General features: G+C 61.3%; 19 protein-coding genes. 10 read left to right on the top strand and 9 right to left on the bottom strand.

Annotation, left to right across the window (positions count from 1 at the left end; translation table 11 throughout):
* Positions 1 to 74: 74 nt before the first annotated feature.
* Positions 75 to 308 (bottom strand): DUF1127 domain-containing protein, encoded by a 234-nt coding sequence (locus IHQ71_RS01655; protein ID WP_258160160.1) that lies wholly within the window; start codon positions 306 to 308, stop codon positions 75 to 77.
* Between the two features lie 197 nt (positions 309 to 505).
* Between IHQ71_RS01655 and IHQ71_RS01660 the strand changes: the two genes are divergently transcribed.
* Together IHQ71_RS01660 and IHQ71_RS01665 are read left to right on the top strand one after the other, a co-directional pair.
* Complete coding sequence (locus IHQ71_RS01660; RefSeq protein WP_258160161.1) at positions 506 to 1,459, top strand: LysR substrate-binding domain-containing protein; 954 nt, start codon at positions 506 to 508, stop codon at positions 1,457 to 1,459.
* A 365-nt stretch (positions 1,460 to 1,824) separates the two neighbouring features.
* The gene (locus IHQ71_RS01665) at positions 1,825 to 3,813 is read left to right on the top strand and encodes a CocE/NonD family hydrolase (RefSeq protein ID WP_258160162.1); all 1,989 of its coding nucleotides are present in this window, start codon (positions 1,825 to 1,827) and stop codon (positions 3,811 to 3,813) included.
* A gap of 15 nt (positions 3,814 to 3,828) precedes the next feature.
* On the opposite strand, the gene IHQ71_RS01670 is transcribed toward IHQ71_RS01665, so the two are convergent.
* Positions 3,829 to 4,224: an ACT domain-containing protein gene (locus tag IHQ71_RS01670; RefSeq protein WP_258160163.1), complete on the bottom strand. Its 396-nt coding sequence runs from the start codon at positions 4,222 to 4,224 to the stop codon at positions 3,829 to 3,831.
* A 43-nt stretch (positions 4,225 to 4,267) separates the two neighbouring features.
* Complete coding sequence (locus IHQ71_RS01675; RefSeq protein WP_258163003.1) at positions 4,268 to 5,482, bottom strand: polyhydroxyalkanoate depolymerase; 1,215 nt, start codon at positions 5,480 to 5,482, stop codon at positions 4,268 to 4,270.
* 110 nt (positions 5,483 to 5,592) lie between these two features.
* On the opposite strand from IHQ71_RS01675, the gene IHQ71_RS01680 reads away from it, so the two are divergent.
* Positions 5,593 to 6,249, top strand: a complete 657-nt coding sequence (locus IHQ71_RS01680; protein WP_258160164.1) for a glutathione S-transferase — start codon at positions 5,593 to 5,595, stop codon at positions 6,247 to 6,249.
* Between the two features lie 248 nt (positions 6,250 to 6,497).
* Positions 6,498 to 7,268 carry a CHAP domain-containing protein gene (locus IHQ71_RS01685; protein WP_258160165.1) on the top strand — a complete coding sequence of 257 codons (771 nt, stop codon included), beginning with the start codon at positions 6,498 to 6,500 and terminating at the stop codon, positions 7,266 to 7,268.
* 10 nt (positions 7,269 to 7,278) lie between these two features.
* Here IHQ71_RS01685 and IHQ71_RS01690 read toward each other — a convergent pair whose 3' ends face one another.
* Entirely contained in the window at positions 7,279 to 8,205 is a 927-nt protein-coding gene (locus IHQ71_RS01690; RefSeq protein ID WP_258160166.1) for a carbohydrate kinase, read from the bottom strand.
* An 85-nt stretch (positions 8,206 to 8,290) separates the two neighbouring features.
* Positions 8,291 to 8,746, bottom strand: a complete 456-nt coding sequence (gene rirA / locus IHQ71_RS01695) for an iron-responsive transcriptional regulator RirA (RefSeq protein ID WP_258160167.1) — start codon at positions 8,744 to 8,746, stop codon at positions 8,291 to 8,293.
* Between the two features lie 179 nt (positions 8,747 to 8,925).
* On the opposite strand from rirA, the gene IHQ71_RS01700 reads away from it, so the two are divergent.
* Positions 8,926 to 9,963 (top strand): Fe(3+) ABC transporter substrate-binding protein, encoded by a 1,038-nt coding sequence (locus IHQ71_RS01700; protein WP_258160168.1) that lies wholly within the window; start codon positions 8,926 to 8,928, stop codon positions 9,961 to 9,963.
* A gap of 209 nt (positions 9,964 to 10,172) precedes the next feature.
* Here the strand turns inward: IHQ71_RS01700 and IHQ71_RS01705 are convergent, their stop codons facing one another.
* The 3 genes from IHQ71_RS01705 to bchE form a co-directional block, all read right to left on the bottom strand.
* Positions 10,173 to 11,234, bottom strand: a complete 1,062-nt coding sequence (locus IHQ71_RS01705; RefSeq protein WP_258160169.1) for a M48 family metallopeptidase — start codon at positions 11,232 to 11,234, stop codon at positions 10,173 to 10,175.
* The gene (locus IHQ71_RS01710; protein ID WP_258160170.1) at positions 11,224 to 12,306 is read right to left on the bottom strand and encodes a YjgN family protein; all 1,083 of its coding nucleotides are present in this window, start codon (positions 12,304 to 12,306) and stop codon (positions 11,224 to 11,226) included. The genes IHQ71_RS01705 and IHQ71_RS01710 overlap by 11 nt, the downstream gene beginning before the upstream one ends.
* Before the next feature lie 152 nt (positions 12,307 to 12,458).
* A complete protein-coding gene (gene bchE / locus IHQ71_RS01715; RefSeq protein WP_258160171.1) occupies positions 12,459 to 13,997 on the bottom strand; it encodes a magnesium-protoporphyrin IX monomethyl ester anaerobic oxidative cyclase in 1,539 nt (512 codons plus the stop codon).
* A gap of 149 nt (positions 13,998 to 14,146) precedes the next feature.
* On the opposite strand from bchE, the gene IHQ71_RS01720 reads away from it, so the two are divergent.
* The 5 genes from IHQ71_RS01720 to IHQ71_RS01740 all read left to right on the top strand — a co-directional run bounded on the left by IHQ71_RS01720 (position 14,147) and on the right by IHQ71_RS01740 (position 17,089).
* On the top strand, positions 14,147 to 14,848 hold the full coding sequence (locus IHQ71_RS01720) for a pyrimidine 5'-nucleotidase (protein WP_258160172.1): 702 nt from the start codon (positions 14,147 to 14,149) through the stop codon (positions 14,846 to 14,848).
* 104 nt (positions 14,849 to 14,952) lie between these two features.
* Positions 14,953 to 15,594: a TetR/AcrR family transcriptional regulator gene (locus tag IHQ71_RS01725; protein WP_258160173.1), complete on the top strand. Its 642-nt coding sequence runs from the start codon at positions 14,953 to 14,955 to the stop codon at positions 15,592 to 15,594.
* Positions 15,591 to 16,127, top strand: a complete 537-nt coding sequence (locus tag IHQ71_RS01730; RefSeq protein WP_258160174.1) for a GFA family protein — start codon at positions 15,591 to 15,593, stop codon at positions 16,125 to 16,127. The genes IHQ71_RS01725 and IHQ71_RS01730 overlap by 4 nt, the downstream gene beginning before the upstream one ends.
* Complete coding sequence (locus IHQ71_RS01735; RefSeq protein ID WP_258160175.1) at positions 16,120 to 16,425, top strand: DUF6958 family protein; 306 nt, start codon at positions 16,120 to 16,122, stop codon at positions 16,423 to 16,425. The genes IHQ71_RS01730 and IHQ71_RS01735 overlap by 8 nt, the downstream gene beginning before the upstream one ends.
* A 187-nt stretch (positions 16,426 to 16,612) precedes the next feature.
* On the top strand, positions 16,613 to 17,089 hold the full coding sequence (locus IHQ71_RS01740; RefSeq protein WP_258160176.1) for an EF-hand domain-containing protein: 477 nt from the start codon (positions 16,613 to 16,615) through the stop codon (positions 17,087 to 17,089).
* A 51-nt stretch (positions 17,090 to 17,140) separates the two neighbouring features.
* Here IHQ71_RS01740 and IHQ71_RS01745 read toward each other — a convergent pair whose 3' ends face one another.
* On the bottom strand, positions 17,141 to 18,010 hold the full coding sequence (locus tag IHQ71_RS01745) for an LOG family protein (protein WP_258160177.1): 870 nt from the start codon (positions 18,008 to 18,010) through the stop codon (positions 17,141 to 17,143).
* Between the last annotated feature and the right edge of the window lie 13 nt (positions 18,011 to 18,023).

The following is an 18,023-nucleotide window of genomic DNA, read 5'->3' on the forward strand; positions in this document are numbered from 1 at the left end:
ACCCTGCGGGGAAACGGTTCAAGGGGGAGGTCGGAACGGTTTCAGGCGGCGTGGGGACGGGGAGCCCCCACGAATTAGCTATGGCGCACGCCCTTCAGCGGATTGTCGCGCGCGGCGATCAGATGCAGCGTCGGATCGGTGCTGATCGGCGCCTGAAGTGCGATCTCGACATCGCGACGGCTCAACCCGATATCGGCGAGTTGTGCGTCGTCGAAGTCGCGCATGTCAGCCACCACACGCCGGTTGCGCCAAGTGCCGAGTGCCGCAACGCTCCAGGCAAGAAGCGCGGTTGCGTTGAATTTCGACAATAGGTTTCCTCTGCCCGCAATTGCGCTTGCGGGCGCTTCTTCACAGATGGACATTGGTATCTCCTTGGCGCCCGGGCCGTGGTTTGTTTGGCCTGAGCTATCGCTTTCGATGCTGAAAATATGCAAGAAATCTATTGATCAGTCCAACGAATGTTTCTAATGGTAATCATCAATCACTCTGATGGATAGGTTGGGCCATGACCGCACCGCTTGACATAGACCAGTTGCAGACCTTCGTCGCCATTTCCGATGCCGGCAGCTTTACCAAGGCCGCCGACCGGGTGTTCAAGACGCAGTCGGCCGTGTCCATGCAGATGCGGCGGCTGGAAGAACGCATCCGCAAGCCGCTCTTCGTCAAGGACGGCCGCGGCAACCGACTGACGCCCGAGGGTGAGAAGCTGCTCAACTATGCCCGTCGCATGATCCGGCTGAACAACGAGGCCGTCGCGGCCTTCGACGACAACCGCCTCGAAGGCACGCTGCGCATCGGCACGCCTGATGATTATGCCGACCGCTACATGCCGGAGATCATCCAGCGCTTCGCCCGCTCGCATCCCAATGTCGAACTCTACATCGTCTGCGAGCCCTCGGTGGACCTTGCCGAGAAGATGTCGAAGGGCGAACTCGATATCGCGCTTGTCACCCACAATCCGTTGGAGCGTGAGTCCGAGGTCGTGCGCACCGAGCCGCTCTGCTGGGTGATGTCGGCCAACCATCCACTGCCGGAGAATGCGCCGGTGCCGCTGGCGGTCGGCCGTCGCGACTGTCAGTGGCGGCGTCTCGCCTGTGCCTCGCTCGATGCGATCGGCCGCGAATATCAGATCCTGTTCACCAGCTGGTCTTCGACCGTGGTTGCATCGGCCGTGCTCGCCGGCATGGCGGTCTCGGTCTTGCCAGAATCGGCGCTCCGGACCGGCATGAAGGTGCTCGGCCAGCCCGATGGCTTTCCGCCTTTGGCGCCGGTACAGATCGGCATCATGAAGCGGCCGGGTCTTTCGACTTCGCTCACCAATGCCATCACCGCCCATATCAGCGCCTGCCTCGACAACATCACGCCGCCGAGCGTGGTCGAGGACGAGATGAGCCGCGACATAAATGTGTTTCCGCGCATCGGCCGGGTGCGCGCCGGGGCGATGCAGCCGGGGTGGTAGGGCGCGATTGGGCTGGGATTTGGCCGCAATTCGTGTTGCGTTCGAGTGGCGGCGCGCTAAGTTGAATTGAGATTCAGTTCCTGACCCTGCTTCGATGAGGTGGGTGCTCACCCCTCACCAAGCGCGCCCAAGAACTCGACATTCGTCTCGTTCGGGCTTGCTATCCTCTCCCACAAGGGGAGAGGTAAACCTCGCAGCACCGCCTTGCCTCAAACGAGGCCGAGAGCGGGGCACCTTACCTCTCCCCCTGTGGGAGAGGATACGAAGGCCGCGAGAGGCGAAGCCGATCGCTTGGCCGAAGTTGGTGAGGGGTGAACACCCAACTCGCTTGTGGCGGGGTCTTATACAATTCACACGAGGCCAACATGACCGACCGTTCCTTCACCACGATCGAAAACCAGTGGATCACGTTGAAGGACGGCACAAGGCTCGCCGCCCGCATCTGGATGCCCGACAATGCCGAGGCTGACCCAGTGCCGGCGGTGTTCGAATTCCTGCCATACCGCAAGCGTGATGGAACCAGCCCGCGCGATGAATCGACCTATCCGGTGTTCGCGGCGGCCGGTATTGCCGGCGTGCGTGTCGATATCCGTGGCTCGGGCGAATCCGACGGCGTGATCGACGGTGAATACACGCCGCTGGAACTCGCCAACGCCGTCGAACTGATCGAATGGATCGCGGCCCAGCCCTGGTCGAATGGTTCGGTCGGCATGATGGGCATTTCCTGGGGCGGCTTCAATTGCTTGCAGGTGGCCGCGCTCCGTCCGAAGGCGCTCAAGGCTGTAATCTCGATCGCCTCGACGGTCGATCGCTACAATGACGACATCCACTACAAGAACGGCACGCATCTCTCCGCCCAGCTTTCCTGGGCGGGAACCATGCTTGCATACCAGTCCCGCTCGCCTGATCCTGATCTGACGGGCAACCGCTGGCGCGACATGTGGCAGGAGCGTCTGGAGGCTGAGCCGTTCTTCATGGAGGAATGGCTGCAGCACCAGCGCCGTGACGATTTCTGGAAGCACGGCTCGATTTCAGAGAATTTTGCCGATGTCGAAATCCCCGCGCTGGTGATCGCCGGCTGGGCCGATGGCTACCGCAACACGCCGCTGAAGGCGGTCACCGGCCTCGGCGCGAAATCCAAGGCCATTATCGGCCCGTGGGTGCATAAATATCCGCATTTCGCCTGGCCGAAGCCGCGCGTCGATTTCCTCGGCGAGGCGATCCGCTGGTGGAACCGTTGGCTGCGCGGCGAGGAGAACGGCGCCGAGAGCGTGCCGCAGGTGCGCGCCTATATCATGGATGCCGTCAAGCCCGCCGTGCGCCGCGATTTCGATCCCGGTTTCTGGGTCGCCAAGGACACTTGGTCGGCGCCAGCGGCCGATCTCTTCCATGTCGGTGCCGATGGCAAGCTCGGAAAAGGCATGGGCGGCGTGGGTGCCGTCCATCTCCAGTCACCACTCGATACCGGAACCTCGTCGGGCGAATATTTCACGCTGAAGCCGGATGCCGAAATGGCAGTCGACCAGCGTGGTGACGATGCAGGTTCGCTGGTCTTCGAGACCGCTGTCCTCACTGAAGCCGTCGATTATCTCGGCATGCCGAAGCTGAAGCTGACGCTGAGTTCGGATGCGCCGCTCGCCAATCTCTGCGCCCGTATCGTCGACGTGCATCCGGATGGCTCGGCGCTGCGCGTCTCCTTCGGCGTGCTCAACCTCGCCCATCGCACATCGAACGAACATCCCGAGCCTCTGGTGCCGGGCGCCAGGACCGAGATCGAAATGGAACTCGATGCCTGCGGCTACCGCTTCGCGCCCGGCCACAGGATCAGGCTTTCGCTCTCGACATCCTATTGGCCGGTAATACTGCCGCCGCCCCATGATGCAGCGCTCATCATCGAGACCGGCTCGATCGCGCTTGCCATGCCCAAGCTCGGCGCGGCGGAGAGGATCGAGATGAAGGAACCGGAAAATCCCAGTCCGCTACCGGTCTATCTCGAGCAGATCCCATCGGCGACGCGCCGCAGCGTTACCCGCGAGCTCTCTACCGCAACCACCATCTACCGCATCCACGAGGACACCGGCCGCCACGAGCATCCCGGCACCGGGCTCGCCACGCGCCAGATCCGCGAGGAGGAGTGGTCGATCACATCAGGCGATCCGCTCTCCATGACGGGCGAGGCGAGCTGGGTCTGTGACATGGCCCGCGACGGCTGGTTCGTCCGCACGGTTTCCAGCGTGCGCATGACCTGCACCGAGCAGGACTGGGTGATCAGCGCTGAGGTGAAGGCCTATGACGGGGATAAGCAGTTCTTCGAGAAGACGTTCGAGAAGACCGTGCCGCGAGATATGATGTAGGCGCGGCGCTGGCGTCTACCTGTACCGCCCCGACAACGCCTTGAGTGCAGCCATTGCCCTCTCCGCCTCGCCCGCGCCGACAAATATATGATCGTGATAATACCCCGCGACCACGTTGGCGCTGATGCCATGCGCGGTGAGTTCGGTGGCGAAGGCGGCCGTTAGGCCCACCGCGTCAAGCGAAGAATGCACGGCAAGCGTAATGCACCGCATCGGGCCGCTGGCGGCAAGAGCCTCGGCCTCGCCGGCGGGCAATATCAGCGTCAGGCCTTCGTCTTCAATGAAGGTGCCGATCGGGTTGAGCCCCGGCGGCACGGATTTGCCTGGAACGGTGGCGAAAACGAAGTCGCCGTCGCGCAGTGAAGGCTCCATCGAGGCCAACAGCTTTTCCAGATTTGTCTCGCCCGCCATTCGTGCCTCCCGTGAGAGAAGACTCATAGCGCGACGCCACGCGCTATTCCATCGCCAGGATATGGTTGCGCACGACGGGATAGATCTCGTTCTCCCAACGCCGGCCGTTGAACACCCCGTAATGGCCGACATTGGCCTGCAGGTGATGGCGCTTGAGATGAGGGCGGAGCGACGAACAGAGTTCGTGCGCCGCGGCCGTCTGGCCGAGCGCGCAGATATCGTCGCGGCCGCCTTCGACCGTCAGCAGCGCGGTGCGGCGGATCGCGCCGGGATCGACCCTGGTGCCGCGATACATGAAATCGCCGGTCGCCAGTTCGGCCTTCTGGAAGATCCGGTCGATAGTCTCGATATAGAATTCCTCGGTGAGGTCGAGCACGGCGAAATACTCGTCGTAGAAGGTCTTGATCTTCTCGGCTTCCTTCACCTCGCCCTTGGCCAGATGCTCGAACAGCTTCTTGTGGGCGTTGCGGTGGCGGTCCATGTTCATCGCCATGAAGGCGACGAGCTGCAGGAAGCCCGGATAGACCCGACGCCCGCCGCCGGCATGACGAATGGGCACGGTCGAGATCACCGAAGTCTGGAACCAGCCGAGCGATTTGGAGACTGCGAATTCGTTGACATCGGTCGGGCTCTCGCGCGGATCGATCGGACCTGCCATCAGCGTCATCGAGCGCGGCGTGCAGGGGTGGTTCTGCTGCGACATCACCGCAGTCGCGACGAGGCCCTGAACACAGGGTTGGCAGACCGCGAGGATATGCGCACCCGGCCCGATCGCCTCGAGGAAGCGGATGATATATTCGACATAGTCCTCGACGCCGAACTTGCCCGCCGAGACCGGCACGTCGCGGGCATTGGTCCAGTCGGTGATGTAGACGTCGTGATCGCGCAGCAGCGTTTCCACCGTGCCGCGCAAGAGGGTGGGGAAATGGCCGGACAGCGGCGCGATCACCAGCACTTTCGGCTGTGGCGTCTCGATATCCTTGGCGAAGTGCAGCAGCTTGCCGAAAGGCAGGTCGAGCGCCACCTGTTCGGTGACCTCGGCCTCGCTGTTGCCGCTCGGCACCTTCGCAATCGCGAAGTCCGGCCGTGTGTGGGTCAGCTGGAAGCGGGAGATCATTTCCAGCGCGGCAAAATACTCGTCGGCGAAAAAGCGCTTTGTGCCTGTAAGGCCTGTGTTCAGCAGGCCGAGCATCGATCGCGCCCAGAGGCGCCATGTCGCGGCGAAGTCATCCTGAAGCTGGTAGACCTGGTAAAGCATGAGCCGCCCGCCGCGATTTTTCATTGTGCAATGCGAAAAACTAGTGCATTTTTTCCCGGCTGGCCAGATAATATATCGCGGTCGCAGCATCCTTGTCAGGATAAGCCGATATGCCGGAAACGACGCTTACGATCTCCTCGAAGAATTACTCGTCCTGGTCGCTGCGCGGCTGGCTGCTGTGCAAGATGGCGGGGCTGGATTTCAAGGAACTGCCGGTCGATCTCGATGATCCCAAGGCGCGCCGGGAACTGCTGCTGCTCTCTCCATCGGTTCTGGTGCCGAGGCTGACCCACAAGGGTGTCGCGGTCTGGGATACGCTGGCGATCGCGGAATATCTCAACGACGTTTTCCCCAAGAAGGGGCTGCTCCCCAGGGAGGCCGTGGCGCGTGCGCATTGCCGGGCCGTAAGCGGCGAGATGCATTCGGGCTTTCACAACATGCGCTCGGCGCTGCCGATGAACATCAAGGCACGGCATGAAAGCTTCAAGGTCTTCACAGGCGCACGCCCCGATATCGAGCGCATCAAGGAGATCTGGCGGGAATGTCTCGACGCTTATGGCGGCCCCTGGCTCTTCGGCGACAAGCCGACCGTCGCGGACGCCATGTATGCGCCGGTCTGTTCGCGCTTCCTCACCTATGCCGTCGATCTGCCCCCGGCGCTCGCCGCCTACCGCGACATGGTGCTCGCTTGGGACCTGATGAAGGAATGGGCCGAAGGCGCCACCGCCGAGGCCGACGAGATCATCGAGCTCGAAGTGGAATTCTGAGACCAGTCCCGCTGGTCGTCAGCTTAGTAATCCCTCTCCAGAACATGTATCCCTTTGACTGCCACCCGCAGCCGGAATCCTGCATCCTGAACGTGAAATAGGTTGCATATATTATTTATTGCAATTTTAAATAAATGTGCCAGTGTAATGCACGGGAGTCCGGACGAACCCAAGTTGTTGAAACGCAAGCCAAACTGCGCCGCTCGTCGGTGCCGGTGCGAGGCTTATTGTCTTCAGGGGAGAGTAGCATGCTTGCATTGCTGAAACTCGGGCTGGCCGGAATACAGGTCCTCCAGCTCATCAACGACCTTGCCGCCGCCGGCTTCAAGCCGAACGGCACCACCGGAAATGTCTTTACCCAGACGGTCAAGGACGCGGTGATGGCGTTCCAATCCGCAAATATCGGCCCTAATCTCATGCCGCTCAAGGTCGACGGCGAAGTCGGGCCTTTGACACGCTGGGCGCTCGATGTCGCTCTCGGCAAGATCCCGATGCCGACGATACCGGCGATCCCGGCTCCCGGCAACAACGCCAAGCCGGCTACCGTTTCGACGGCGGGATGGAACGCTCTGAAAGTCGCCCGCCAGGAACTTGGCAATGGCGAAAGCGGCAGCGACAACCACGGTCCCGATGTCATGAAATACCATGCCGTGACGGGCGCGGGAGCGGGCGACAGCTGGTGCGCTTCGTTCACCTCCTACTGCTTCCACACCGGCAATCCCGGGCACATGCCCTATGCCGCCACAGCCGGCGCGCGGGACACGTTGGCCAAGTTCAAGGCTAAGGGCTGGACTTACACGGCTGATGTCAATAACCCGCCTGAGCCGGGCGACATCCTGGTCTTCTGGCGCGGTTCAAAGACCGGATGGATGGGACATATCGGTATCGTCGAGTCCTATGAGAACGGTATCGTGACGACCATCGAGGGCAACAAGGGGCCGTTCAAGTCCGTCGTGCGGCGCTATACCTATACGCTTGGCCAGATCGACAAGCTGCTTGGCTGGGGCCGCGTTCCCTGAGCTTGGGCCCCTACAGTCCCACTTCATGTGCCCAGGGCGGGTTGGCGCCCGCCCGGGAGACGGTGACCGCGGCGACCTTCGCCGCCATTGCCAGCGCATTGCGCACGGCCTTCTGGTCGAGGTTCGCGACCTGGTACTTGGTGAGCAGGCCGTCGCGCTTCAGCGATGCCAGCACGCCGGCATCGAACGTATCGCCGGCGCCGATCGTGTCGACCACATCAACCCGTTCGCTCGGCACATCGACCTTCATGTTTTTCGTATAGCCCACCGCGCCATCGGCGCCCTTGGTGATCACCACCAGCTTGGGGCCGATATTCAGCCACTGTGCTGCCAGCGCATCATGGTCGCCGCTCATGCCGAACCATTCCAGATCCTCGTCGGAGAATTTGATGATGTCCGACTGTGCAGCCATGCGCATGATGCGGTCATGGTGGGATTGCTTGTTCTTGATGAAGCCCGGACGGATATTGGGATCGAGCGAGATCACGCGGGCCTCGTGCTCACGGGCGAGCAGTGCTTCGTAAGTGCGGCCGCAGGGGTCGGGGATGAGGCTGATGGCGCCGAAATGCAGTGCCTCGACATCGTCTCCAAGCGCCGGCAGATCATCCGTCGTGATCATCCTGCCCGCCGTGCCCTCGTCGTAGAAGGCGTAAGTGGCTGAGCCGTTGACAAGCTTGACGAAGGCCACCGTCGTCGGGCGGCCCGAGATCGCACAGAAGCCGAAATCGACGTTGGAGGCAGCGAGCGTCTCGCGCAGCACATCGCCCAGGATGTCGTCCGAGATTCCGGTGAAGAAGCCGGTAGGGATGCCGAGCCGGCCAAGCGCGATCGCCGTGTTGAAAATCGCCCCGCCGGCATAGGGCGCATAGGCCGCTTCGCCCAGTGTCGATTGACGCGGCAGCATGTCGATCAGCGCTTCCCCGCAGCACAGGATCATATCCGGAGCCTCCCGTTCGATGTCTTTTTCAATCGGTTAGAACATCGGATATGAAATTGCCAGCGGATTTGCGTCCGAGAATGTTTTACGCCGCAACGGTTGTGGGAACTTCGAGGCCGAGCAGCATGTGGATCTGCGGACGCGCCTTGACCAGGTCGTCGATCGTGTAGTCCGACAGCACGTCGAAAAAGGCGTTGAGCGCGCGACGAAGAGCCGAATTGAGGCCGCAACTGTCGATCAGGGGGCAATCCTGGGCGCCTTCGTCGAAGCATTCGGCCATCGAGAAATTCTCCTCGGTGACGCGAACGACGTCGAACAGCGTGATCTTGTCGGCGGCACGTCCCAGGCGCACGCCGCCGTTGCGGCCGCGAAGCGTCTCCACCAGGCCGGCCTTGTGCAGAGGCTGCAGGATCTTGAACAGGAAGAGTTCGGAAACGCCATAGGCCCTGGCGATCTCGGGGATGCGGCTGAGTTTGCTGCCGTTCGCGGCGCAATACATCATGATGCGCACTGCGTAATTCGTCTGCTTCGTCAGCCGCATGCCATTCTCCTCGAGGGTTTGTTGCAGCCTATATAGACCGTTCCGCAGTTTGGAACAATTCCAAAAAGCTGAAAGTCACAATCATGTTAGAATTTGCTTTTGGGCATTGACGGGCGGCTCTCGGATGATGTTTAGAGCAGGGTAATGTAAACCCAAAAAGTCAAGTTCAGGAGGACACAATGCACAAGACGGCTTCCATCTCATCGCTCGCCGCAACACTGGCACTTCTCGGCGCCTTTCCGGCACTCGCCGATGGCGAAGTGAATATCTATTCCTATCGCCAGCCTGAACTGATCCAGCCGCTGCTCGATGCCTTCACCAAGGAAACCGGCATCAAGACAAACGTGCTCTTCCTCGACAAGGGCCTCGTCGAGCGCATGACGGCTGAAGGCGAGAACTCGCCGGCCGACGTCATCCTCACGGTTGATATCGCCCGCCTGACCGAAGCCAAGGATGGCGGCGTCACGCAGGCCGTGACCGACGACATCATCAACAAGGACATCCCAGCCAATTTCCGCGACCCCGAGGGCAATTGGTTCGGCCTGACCACGCGCGGCCGTGTGGTCTATGCTTCGAAGGAGCGCGTCAAGGAAACCGCGATCACCTATGAAGAGCTCGCCGACCCCAAGTGGAAGGGCAAGATCTGCATGCGTGACGGCCAGCACTCCTACAATATCGGCCTTATCGCCTCGATGATCGCCCATCACGGCGCCGATTATACCGAGAAGTGGCTGACCGGCCTCAAGAACAATCTCGTCACCAAGCCCAACGGTTCCGACCGCAGCCAGGCCAAGGCGATCTTCGCCGGCGAATGCGATCTCGCTATCGCCAACACCTATTATGTCGGCGTCATGATGACCAACGACAAGGAGCCGGAACAGAAGGATTGGGCCAATTCGCTGCGCGTGATCTTCCCCAACGCCGCCGATCGCGGCACGCATGTCAACATCTCCGGCATGGCCATGGCGAAGAACGCTCCGAACAAGGACAACGCGCTCAGGCTGATGCAATTCCTGTCGGAGGGCGAGGCGCAGAAGATCTATGCCGAACAGGTGTTCGAATATCCCGTGCTGCCCGGCGCCGAGCCGTCGGCAATCGTCAAGGGCTACGGCGAGATCAAGCCCGATCCGCTGCCGCTGATCGAGATCGCCAAGAACCGCAAGCAGGCTTCGGAATTGGTCGACAAGGTCGGCTTCAATGAGGGTGCTACGGAGTAAGACTGATCTAGGAGCGGGGCCGTTTTGCGGTCCCGCTTTCCTCCCGCCATCCGTCGCGGATTTCTTGAGCTACAGCATCGACAGATGGTTGGAAGCCACCTTCGGATTCCAACAAGCCAATACATCCCCAACAATCGCCGCCACAATCCGCGGACATCGGATCATCCGGCATCTCCAGCGGCCGCTTGCAAATGCCGCAAAAGCCCTGGCTACCCACCGCCGCCAACTTCCTTCGCCCATTCATCGATTTGGTTGCGCCGTTCCGGCGTGCCGGGATGGGTCGACAGCATGCTGGTGCCGCCCTTGTCGCCGAGCCGATCCTCGAGCAGCTTGAAGAACCGGCCGATCGCCGCCGGATCATGGCCGGCCTTGGACATCAAATCCACCGAAATCCGGTCGGCCTCGCTCTCGGCGCTGCGCGAATAGGAGAGCGAGAGAAGGGCCGCGCCATCCGTCAGCACCTCTTCGCCGCCGGAGCCGACATCGCCTGCGATCAGCATGATCAGCCCGGCAAGGCCTGCGGCGCGATACATCTGCCTGAGCGAATGGTTTTTCTCGACATGGCCGATCTCGTGCGCCAGCACTCCGAGGATCATCTCCATGTCGCCCTTTGCCATCTCGACCAGCGCATCGGTGATGACGAGCGAGCCGTCGGGTAGCGCAAACGCGTTCGGCCCAATGAAGCCGCCATCGCGGAAGTTCAGATTGTAGTTCGCCTTGCCGCGCGTCGAGAAACCAGCGATCTCATCGAAGCCGGCACGGATCTTCTGCTGTTCGGCAAGTGGCAGCTTGCTGGCCGAGAGCATGGTCTGGTCGAGCGACGCCAGCGTACCTGAGGCCAGCCAGCCAGGCACGGCGGGTGGCGTCACCAGCACGGCGACTTCCACCAGCGCGGGCAGGGCGTAGCGGTAGACGAGAGTAGCCAACAGGAACACGAGCACGACGAACCCGATCAGTCGTGGCCGGAACTGTTCGAGTTCCGATATCCAGCCGCTGCGATCGGCCCTGTGTGCTTTCAGCAGCCCGTCGATCGCATCGTTGTCATGGGTTTCGAACGTGGAGTCGTTGTGCAGCATGATGCGGCGAGGGATGCTGCCGATCCTGTCGGAAACCTTGACCGACGGGAGTTCGTCGCGATAGGCGATGGCCCCATCGCCATCGAGCCGGATCGAAAGCCGCACGCCATCGGCGAGCAGCGTGGCGGCCATCGCCGCGTTGGATTTCGGCGGGTGCCAGGTGCCGCGTGCGATCTCGACGCCGTCAGAAGCCAAAGTCCATACCCTCTATCTCGAGGAACTCGGCGCTGAAGGCAGAGCCGGAGGCAAGGATCGAGGACATCACCTCGCCGACATCACCCTTCAGGGTTATCCCGCTGTGCTCGGCCAAATAGCGCGCTTCCCGTACCGCCGCCCAGGGCCGCATCAGGCCGAGCGAAAACACTGTTATCAGGAAGTTCGAGAGCACGATCCAGAAATAGCCGCCGCGCGAGAGGTCGCTATGGAGCGGATGCACCTTGTCGAAGAGCATCGAGTTCATCACGACGTTGCGCACCACCACGCGATATATGATGCCGGCCACGACGAAAACGAGGATAATGGGGATGATCACGGCATAGATAGCCGCGATCGTCAGACCGACCTGCTCGTCCTTGCTGTATTGGTCCATGTTGTTGGTCACATCAAGGACGAACGGCGCCACATACAGCCAGCCGATCGCGGCTGCCAGCAGCAGGCCCATCACCACCATCAGCGCCGGCAGCAGCCAGCCGCGATAGATCGCGCCGACTCCAGGGTTGGTCTCGAAGCCGCGGTCGCCGTAGCGCAGGTTGTTGAAGATATAGCGATAGCTCCACCTGCTGGCGAGGGGTGCCAGGATGCCGAAGGAGAAGACCGCGACGAGGCCGCCCAGGAGGATGGAGACGAACGCACCCCATGCCTTTCCGGTGAAATCGAAACGGATGTTGCGATAGCTCGATACACGTGCGTTGAAGCGAAGGCTGCGGGCGATGAAGAACGGAAGGATCGCCATGAAGGCGATGGGCGACACGAGGCCAAGCAGCGGGTAGACGCTGGTGACGACGTTGATGATGGAAATCACTACGAAGGCGATGAACCAGCCGAGAAATATCTGCAGCCCGGTGGCATGATAATCGAAGGAGTGTCCATCGAGGAACGTGTTGCCGCGGAAGTAGCGGATCCGGCGGACCTTGGCCCACGCCGCGTAGATGCCGAGAGTGATGATCGTCAGCAGGATATTGACGATCCAGATGCCGAAGTACTCACCGGCATTGCCGCGGAACTCCGCGCGCCGGAGATTTCCCTCAACCCGTGTTCCAAATGCCATCGGCCGCCCTTCGTCGAAATGGATGTGTCGGGTTTCCTACGGACGGCGACGCCTTCTTATTCGCCATGCTTTCCCGGGGATAACAAGCACGGCGTTCGCAAGCGGGCAAGCCTGCACGCTGTGGATGCACAGGTCTTTCGCGCCTGAATTGATCAGGCGGCGATATCCTTCTCTCCGACCGGCTGATTGGGCCGGCGCTGCGGCGGCATCATGGATTCCTCCTCGGCATCCTGCGGTGCGCCCCAGAAGGATTGGAGCACCGGGCCGTTCTTGAGAAGACGCCGGCGGAAGAGCGCCTCGAGCATTTCGCGGAACCAGACGCGGCGACCCATCCTCGTGTACCAGCGCATCGAATGGCGCTGCACAGGGTCGCGATGAAACAGGATGCGATAGAGCGCCTTCGGTCGGGCTTGTACCATAACCTCGATCGCCTTCACGGCCAGCACCAGCATCAGCGGATGGAAGTGCTTCATCTTGAGCACCTGGTGCTTGTAGTCCCAGTTGCGGATATCGGGTTCGACCACCTGCCTGTCTCGGGCGATGCGGAAATAGGGCGTCCAGCGGTGCGGCGTCACATAGAGCATCTGGATCTGGTCGGGATCGTAGGCGAGCAGGTGCCGGAAGCCACGCCAGAGGTCGGACCAGCGGTCGTCCTCGAAGCCGACGACCCATGTGCCCATCGAGATGATATCGTGCTCGCGCAGCAGGCGGATGGCTTCGCGGTCCTTTGATGTGCCACCACCCTTGCGGATCATCGACAGCGTTGCCTCGTCGGTGCTTTCCATGCCGAGCAGCCAGCGCACGATGCCGGCCTTGCGATAGAGATGCAGGATATCGGCATCGCGGACGATGTCGTCGGCGCGGGTCGAGCCCGCGATCTGGACGGGCACGTTCTCGGCGATCATCGCTTCGAGAAAGGCCTTCCACGCCTTCTTCGACGACGTCGGGTTCTCGTCGGCGAGATTGATGAAAACGACGCCTTCCTCGCGATAGAGCCGGGCGATCTCCGCAGCGAATGCCTGCGGGTCGCGATGACGCCAGCGGGTCCAGAAGCCCCGCTGGCCGCAGTAGTTGCAGAGATGCGGGCAGCCGCGCGAGAACTGCATGATGACGGCGCGCTTGCCGCCCCAATAGCTGTAGAGCCTATGGTCGATCAATTCCCAGCCGATGCGATAGCGGTCGAGGTCGTTCGCGGCCTGTCGTGGTTGGCTAGCGGTCGCCTTGCCCGATGCATCGCGGAAAGCAATGCCGGCAATCCGGGCCAGTGGCAGGCCGGCCTCGACGGCATTCATCAGTTCGGCCGTCTCCTCTCCCTCGCCACGTACGATGAGATCGACCTCAGGGCATTCCGCGAGGATTTCTCGCCAGTGATAGGTCGGGAAGACGCCGCCATAGACGGCGAGGATTTCGGGCCGCACCGCCTTCAGCATGCGGAAGAGCTGGGCGGCGGTCGGATGCACGCTCGTCGAGCCGGAATGTCCGATCAGGATCGCATCGGGCACATCGCTCAAGGCCTCGCTGACGATCCGCACCAATTGCATATTGGTCCGGTCGGCATCGACCAGCCGCACAACGTGACCGCCATCGGCCAGCGGCCCGCCGATCGAGAGCAATCCGAGCGGCGGCAGATGGTCGTCCGGAATGCGGCTGCCGATCGATGTATGCGGTGGATTGATCAGAACGATGCGCATGTGAAGTGTCCCCCGTTTTCGTTGCCCTCATTGAGCGAACCGAAGGGAGCGGAATTGCGGCTCGATCCGGGCGGGATTGCGGGAGATTCGCGGAGTGTTGATGGCAATGGCCCTTGCCAAACATGCCACCCTGCCATAACCCCACGGCCATGACCGCTGAAACCTCGCTTCCATCGAAGGCCGATTTCGCCCATGTGACCGACTGGGTGTTCGATCTCGACAACACGCTCTATCCGCATCATGTCGATCTCTTCGCGCAGATCGACCGGAACATGACGTCCTATGTCGCCGACTACCTTGGCCTCGATTATGACGAGGCGCGCGCGCTGCAGAAGAAATACTATCACGAGCACGGCACGACGCTCGCCGGGTTGATGCACCATCACGGCGTCGATCCACATCACTTCCTGGATGCGGCACACAAGATCGATTATTCGCCGGTGCTGGCCGATGCCGATCTTGCCGATGCGATCAAGGCGCTGCCGGGCCGCAAGTTCATCTTCACCAATGGTACGGTAAAACATGCGCAAGCCGCCGCCCGCGCGCTCGGCGTGCTCGACCATTTCGAAGACATTTTCGATATCGTCGCGGCCGATTTCGTACCCAAGCCGGCGAATGCGACCTACGACAAGTTCGCCAGCCTGCATCGTGTCGATACCAGGCATGCCGCCATGTTCGAGGACCTGCCGCGCAATCTCGTCGTGCCCAGGCTGCTCGGCATGAAGACTGTGCTGATCCTGCCGGAGCCGGGTTACAAGGGCCTGGAGCGCTGGGAAGAGCACAACGACGATGACGGAAATATCGATTTCGTCACCAACAAGCTCTCGGATTTCCTGAAAGCCATTCTCTAGGTTTCAAAGCATCGACCTTTTGATGGCACCTGTTTTCAGCGGGTGCGCTATGCATCGAAGTTTGTCTGCTTGCAAACATACCGTACGTACGGTATGTATTATGCGTGCCAAGACAGACCAAACAACATCCCGAACGTGGCGACGCCAGAACAAGGCTTCTGGATGCGGCTGTCGATGTCATCCGCGCCAAGGGCTTTGCCGCAACGTCCGTGGAGGACCTTTGCGAGGCCGCCGCAGTGACGAAGGGATCGTATTTTCACCATTTCAAGACCAAGGAAGCCCTTGGCGTAGCAGCCGTGCGGCATTGGCAGGCGACGTCGGATGGTCTGCTGGCCGATGCCCCGTACCATGCGCCAGACGATCCGCTCGATCGTCTTCTGGCTTACGTGGCTTTCCGCAAGTCGATCATAACAGGTGATATTGCCGAGTTCAGTTGTCTCGCCGGTACGATGGTGCAGGAGATGCACGCGACATCGCCAGCGATTCGCGATGCCTGTCGCGACGATATGCTTGGTCATGCCGCGACCCTTGAGGGGGATATTGCCGCAGCCATGAAGGATCGCGGCATATCGGGCGACTGGACGGCCGAAAGCCTGGCACGTCACACGCAGACCGTCCTTCAAGGCGCGTTCGTGATTGCCAAGGCCGGAAACGATGCCGAGCTGGCGCGTGAAGCGCTCGATCACCTCGGTCGATACATTCGTCTTTTGTTCAACTGCCCCGATACGGAGGAGGTATTGGCATGACACAAGGTTCCCAACTCGCCTGCGCCTGCGGAAAGGTCCATCTCGAAGTGGAGCGCACGCCGATCATCAGTACCGAATGCCATTGCACCAGTTGCCGCGAGGCGGGCGCCAGGCTCGACAAGCTCCCCGTTTCCCACCCGATTCTGGAAGCCAACGGCGGCACGCAATTCGTGCTCTACCGCAAGGATCGTATACGCTTCGCCCAAGGCGGCGAACTGCTCCGGGAGTTTCGCCTCACGCCAACTTCCAAGACGCGCCGCGTCGTCGCGAGTTGCTGCAACACGCCGATCTTCCTCGAATTCGAGGGTGGTCACTGGCTGAGCCTCTATGCAGGCCTGTGGCCCGAGGGCACTCTGCCGCCCCTCGATCTGCGCACGATGACCGGCGACCGGCCGGAAGGCGCCGCCCTTGCGGGCGACGTACCGAGCGGGGCGCTGCAAACGGCAAGATTCTACGCCAAGCTTCTCGGCGCCTGGATTGCCATGGGTTTCAAGAGCCCGAAGATATCAGTCAATGGAGAGATCAATGCCTGATACCGATGACAAGATCACGATCGAAAGCATTACCTCGCCGCACCACACCGAGCGCGTGAACCGCGCCAAATACATGGCGATGCGCGAAGCGCTGATGACCATCCTCCCCGGCAGTCCGCCCGGCCTGACCGTGGTCGAGGCAAAGGACGCCCTCCTGCCGCATCTGTCCGAGGAGTATTTTCCCGGCGGCGACAAGGCGGGTTGGTGGCTCAAGGCGGTTCAGCTCGATCTCGAAGCCAAGAGCATCATAAAGCGCGGGCCGGGCAGTCCGGTGCGGCTGTTCAAAACCTCCAAATAATCGAAAAATGTCAGATGAACCCGGTGTTCAGCCCGCGTTCAGCCGGCACGCCCTATACCGGGTTCAACTTTGGCAGGCAGAGCGGTCGATCGTCTCTTGTTCCCGCAGCGCCGCCCCAGAGGAAGCAACCATGCAGCAACCGCTGCGTTTATGGATAGACTTGCTCTATCGACTGAAAGGCCCAGACATGAAAATCAAGACCGCACTCATTGCCGCTATCGCCGGCGTCTTTGCCGTCACCGCAACCGCGCCCGCTTTCGCCGCCAAGGATCCGGCGAAGAAGGAAAAGCGCATCAATCGGATGATCAAGCGCGCCGACCTCAATGGCGACGGCAAGATCTCAGAGAGCGAATTGGCCCGCGGCATCGCCGTGACCTTCGCCGCGCTCGATATCAACAAGGATGGCGCGCTGGGTGCAGACGAGATCTCCAATGCCAAGGCGACGATGAAGGCCCACCGCAAGCAGGCCCGCGCGGCCGGCGAAGGCCGTCTTCATTTCGTGAAGTTCCCGGCCAAGAAGATCTCCAAGCGCTTCGACAAGATCGACGCCAATGGCGACGGCAAGCTGTCCGAGAGCGAACTGACGCGCGTTTCCGAGCGCATGTTCAAGAAGCGCGACAAGGATGGCGACGGCTACATTACCACCGCCGACTTCAAGCGCTGATCGAACAGCCAAGCTGACATCCGGGCCGCCCGCCTCTGACGGGCGGCTTTTTCATGCCTGCTCTTCGGCGTAATAGGCCTTCACGATGTCGAAGGCTTCCTTGGCCGTGTCGACGAACTGGATGAGCTCCACGTCCTCGGGTGCGATCGTGCCGAATTCGGCCAAAGCCTCGAAATTGATCACCTTCCGCCAGAATTCCGCGCCGAACATTAGGATCGGGATGCGCGCCATGCGCCCGGTCTGGATCAGCGTCACGGCCTCGAAGAATTCGTCGAGCGTGCCGAAGCCGCCGGGGAAGACCGCGATCGCCTTGGCCCGCATCATGAAATGCATCTTGCGGATCGCGAAATAATGGAAATTGAACGCCAGATCGGGCGTCACATAGATGTTAGGCGCCTGTTCGTGCGGCAATACGATGTTGAGCCCGACGCTCGGCGCGCCCTCGTCGTCGGCGCCGCGGTTTCCCGCTTCCATCACACCAGGTCCACCGCCGGTCACCACCACATATTCGCGATGGTCATACTCGGCCGACCATTGCGCGCAGAGCCGGGCGAACTGGCGCGCCTCGTCGTAATAGATGGACGCAGCTTCCAGATTGCGTTTCTGCACTTCGTTGCGTGCCGCCCACGCCTCCTGGCCGGGCGCCGGGATGCGCGCGCCGCCGAACAGAACTACTGTCGAGCGTATGTCGCGATCCGACAGCGCCATCTCCACCTTCATAAGTTCGAGTTGCAATCTCAGCGGTCGGAGTTCCTCGCTGCACAGGAAATCCGGATCCGCATAGGCAAGCCTGTAGGACGGCGAAAGCGTCTGCGGCGTGTCGGGCACCTGCGCCGCGCGGCTCTTGTCCACGCGGTTGCTTTCCAGAGGCTGCCAAGCGCCGTCCTTGCGTCTCAAACTGTCGGTTTTCCCCTTTGCCATCGCCATTTCCATC

This window comes from Rhizobium sp. TH2, assembly GCF_024707525.1.
Lineage (GTDB): Bacteria > Pseudomonadota > Alphaproteobacteria > Rhizobiales > Rhizobiaceae > Rhizobium_E.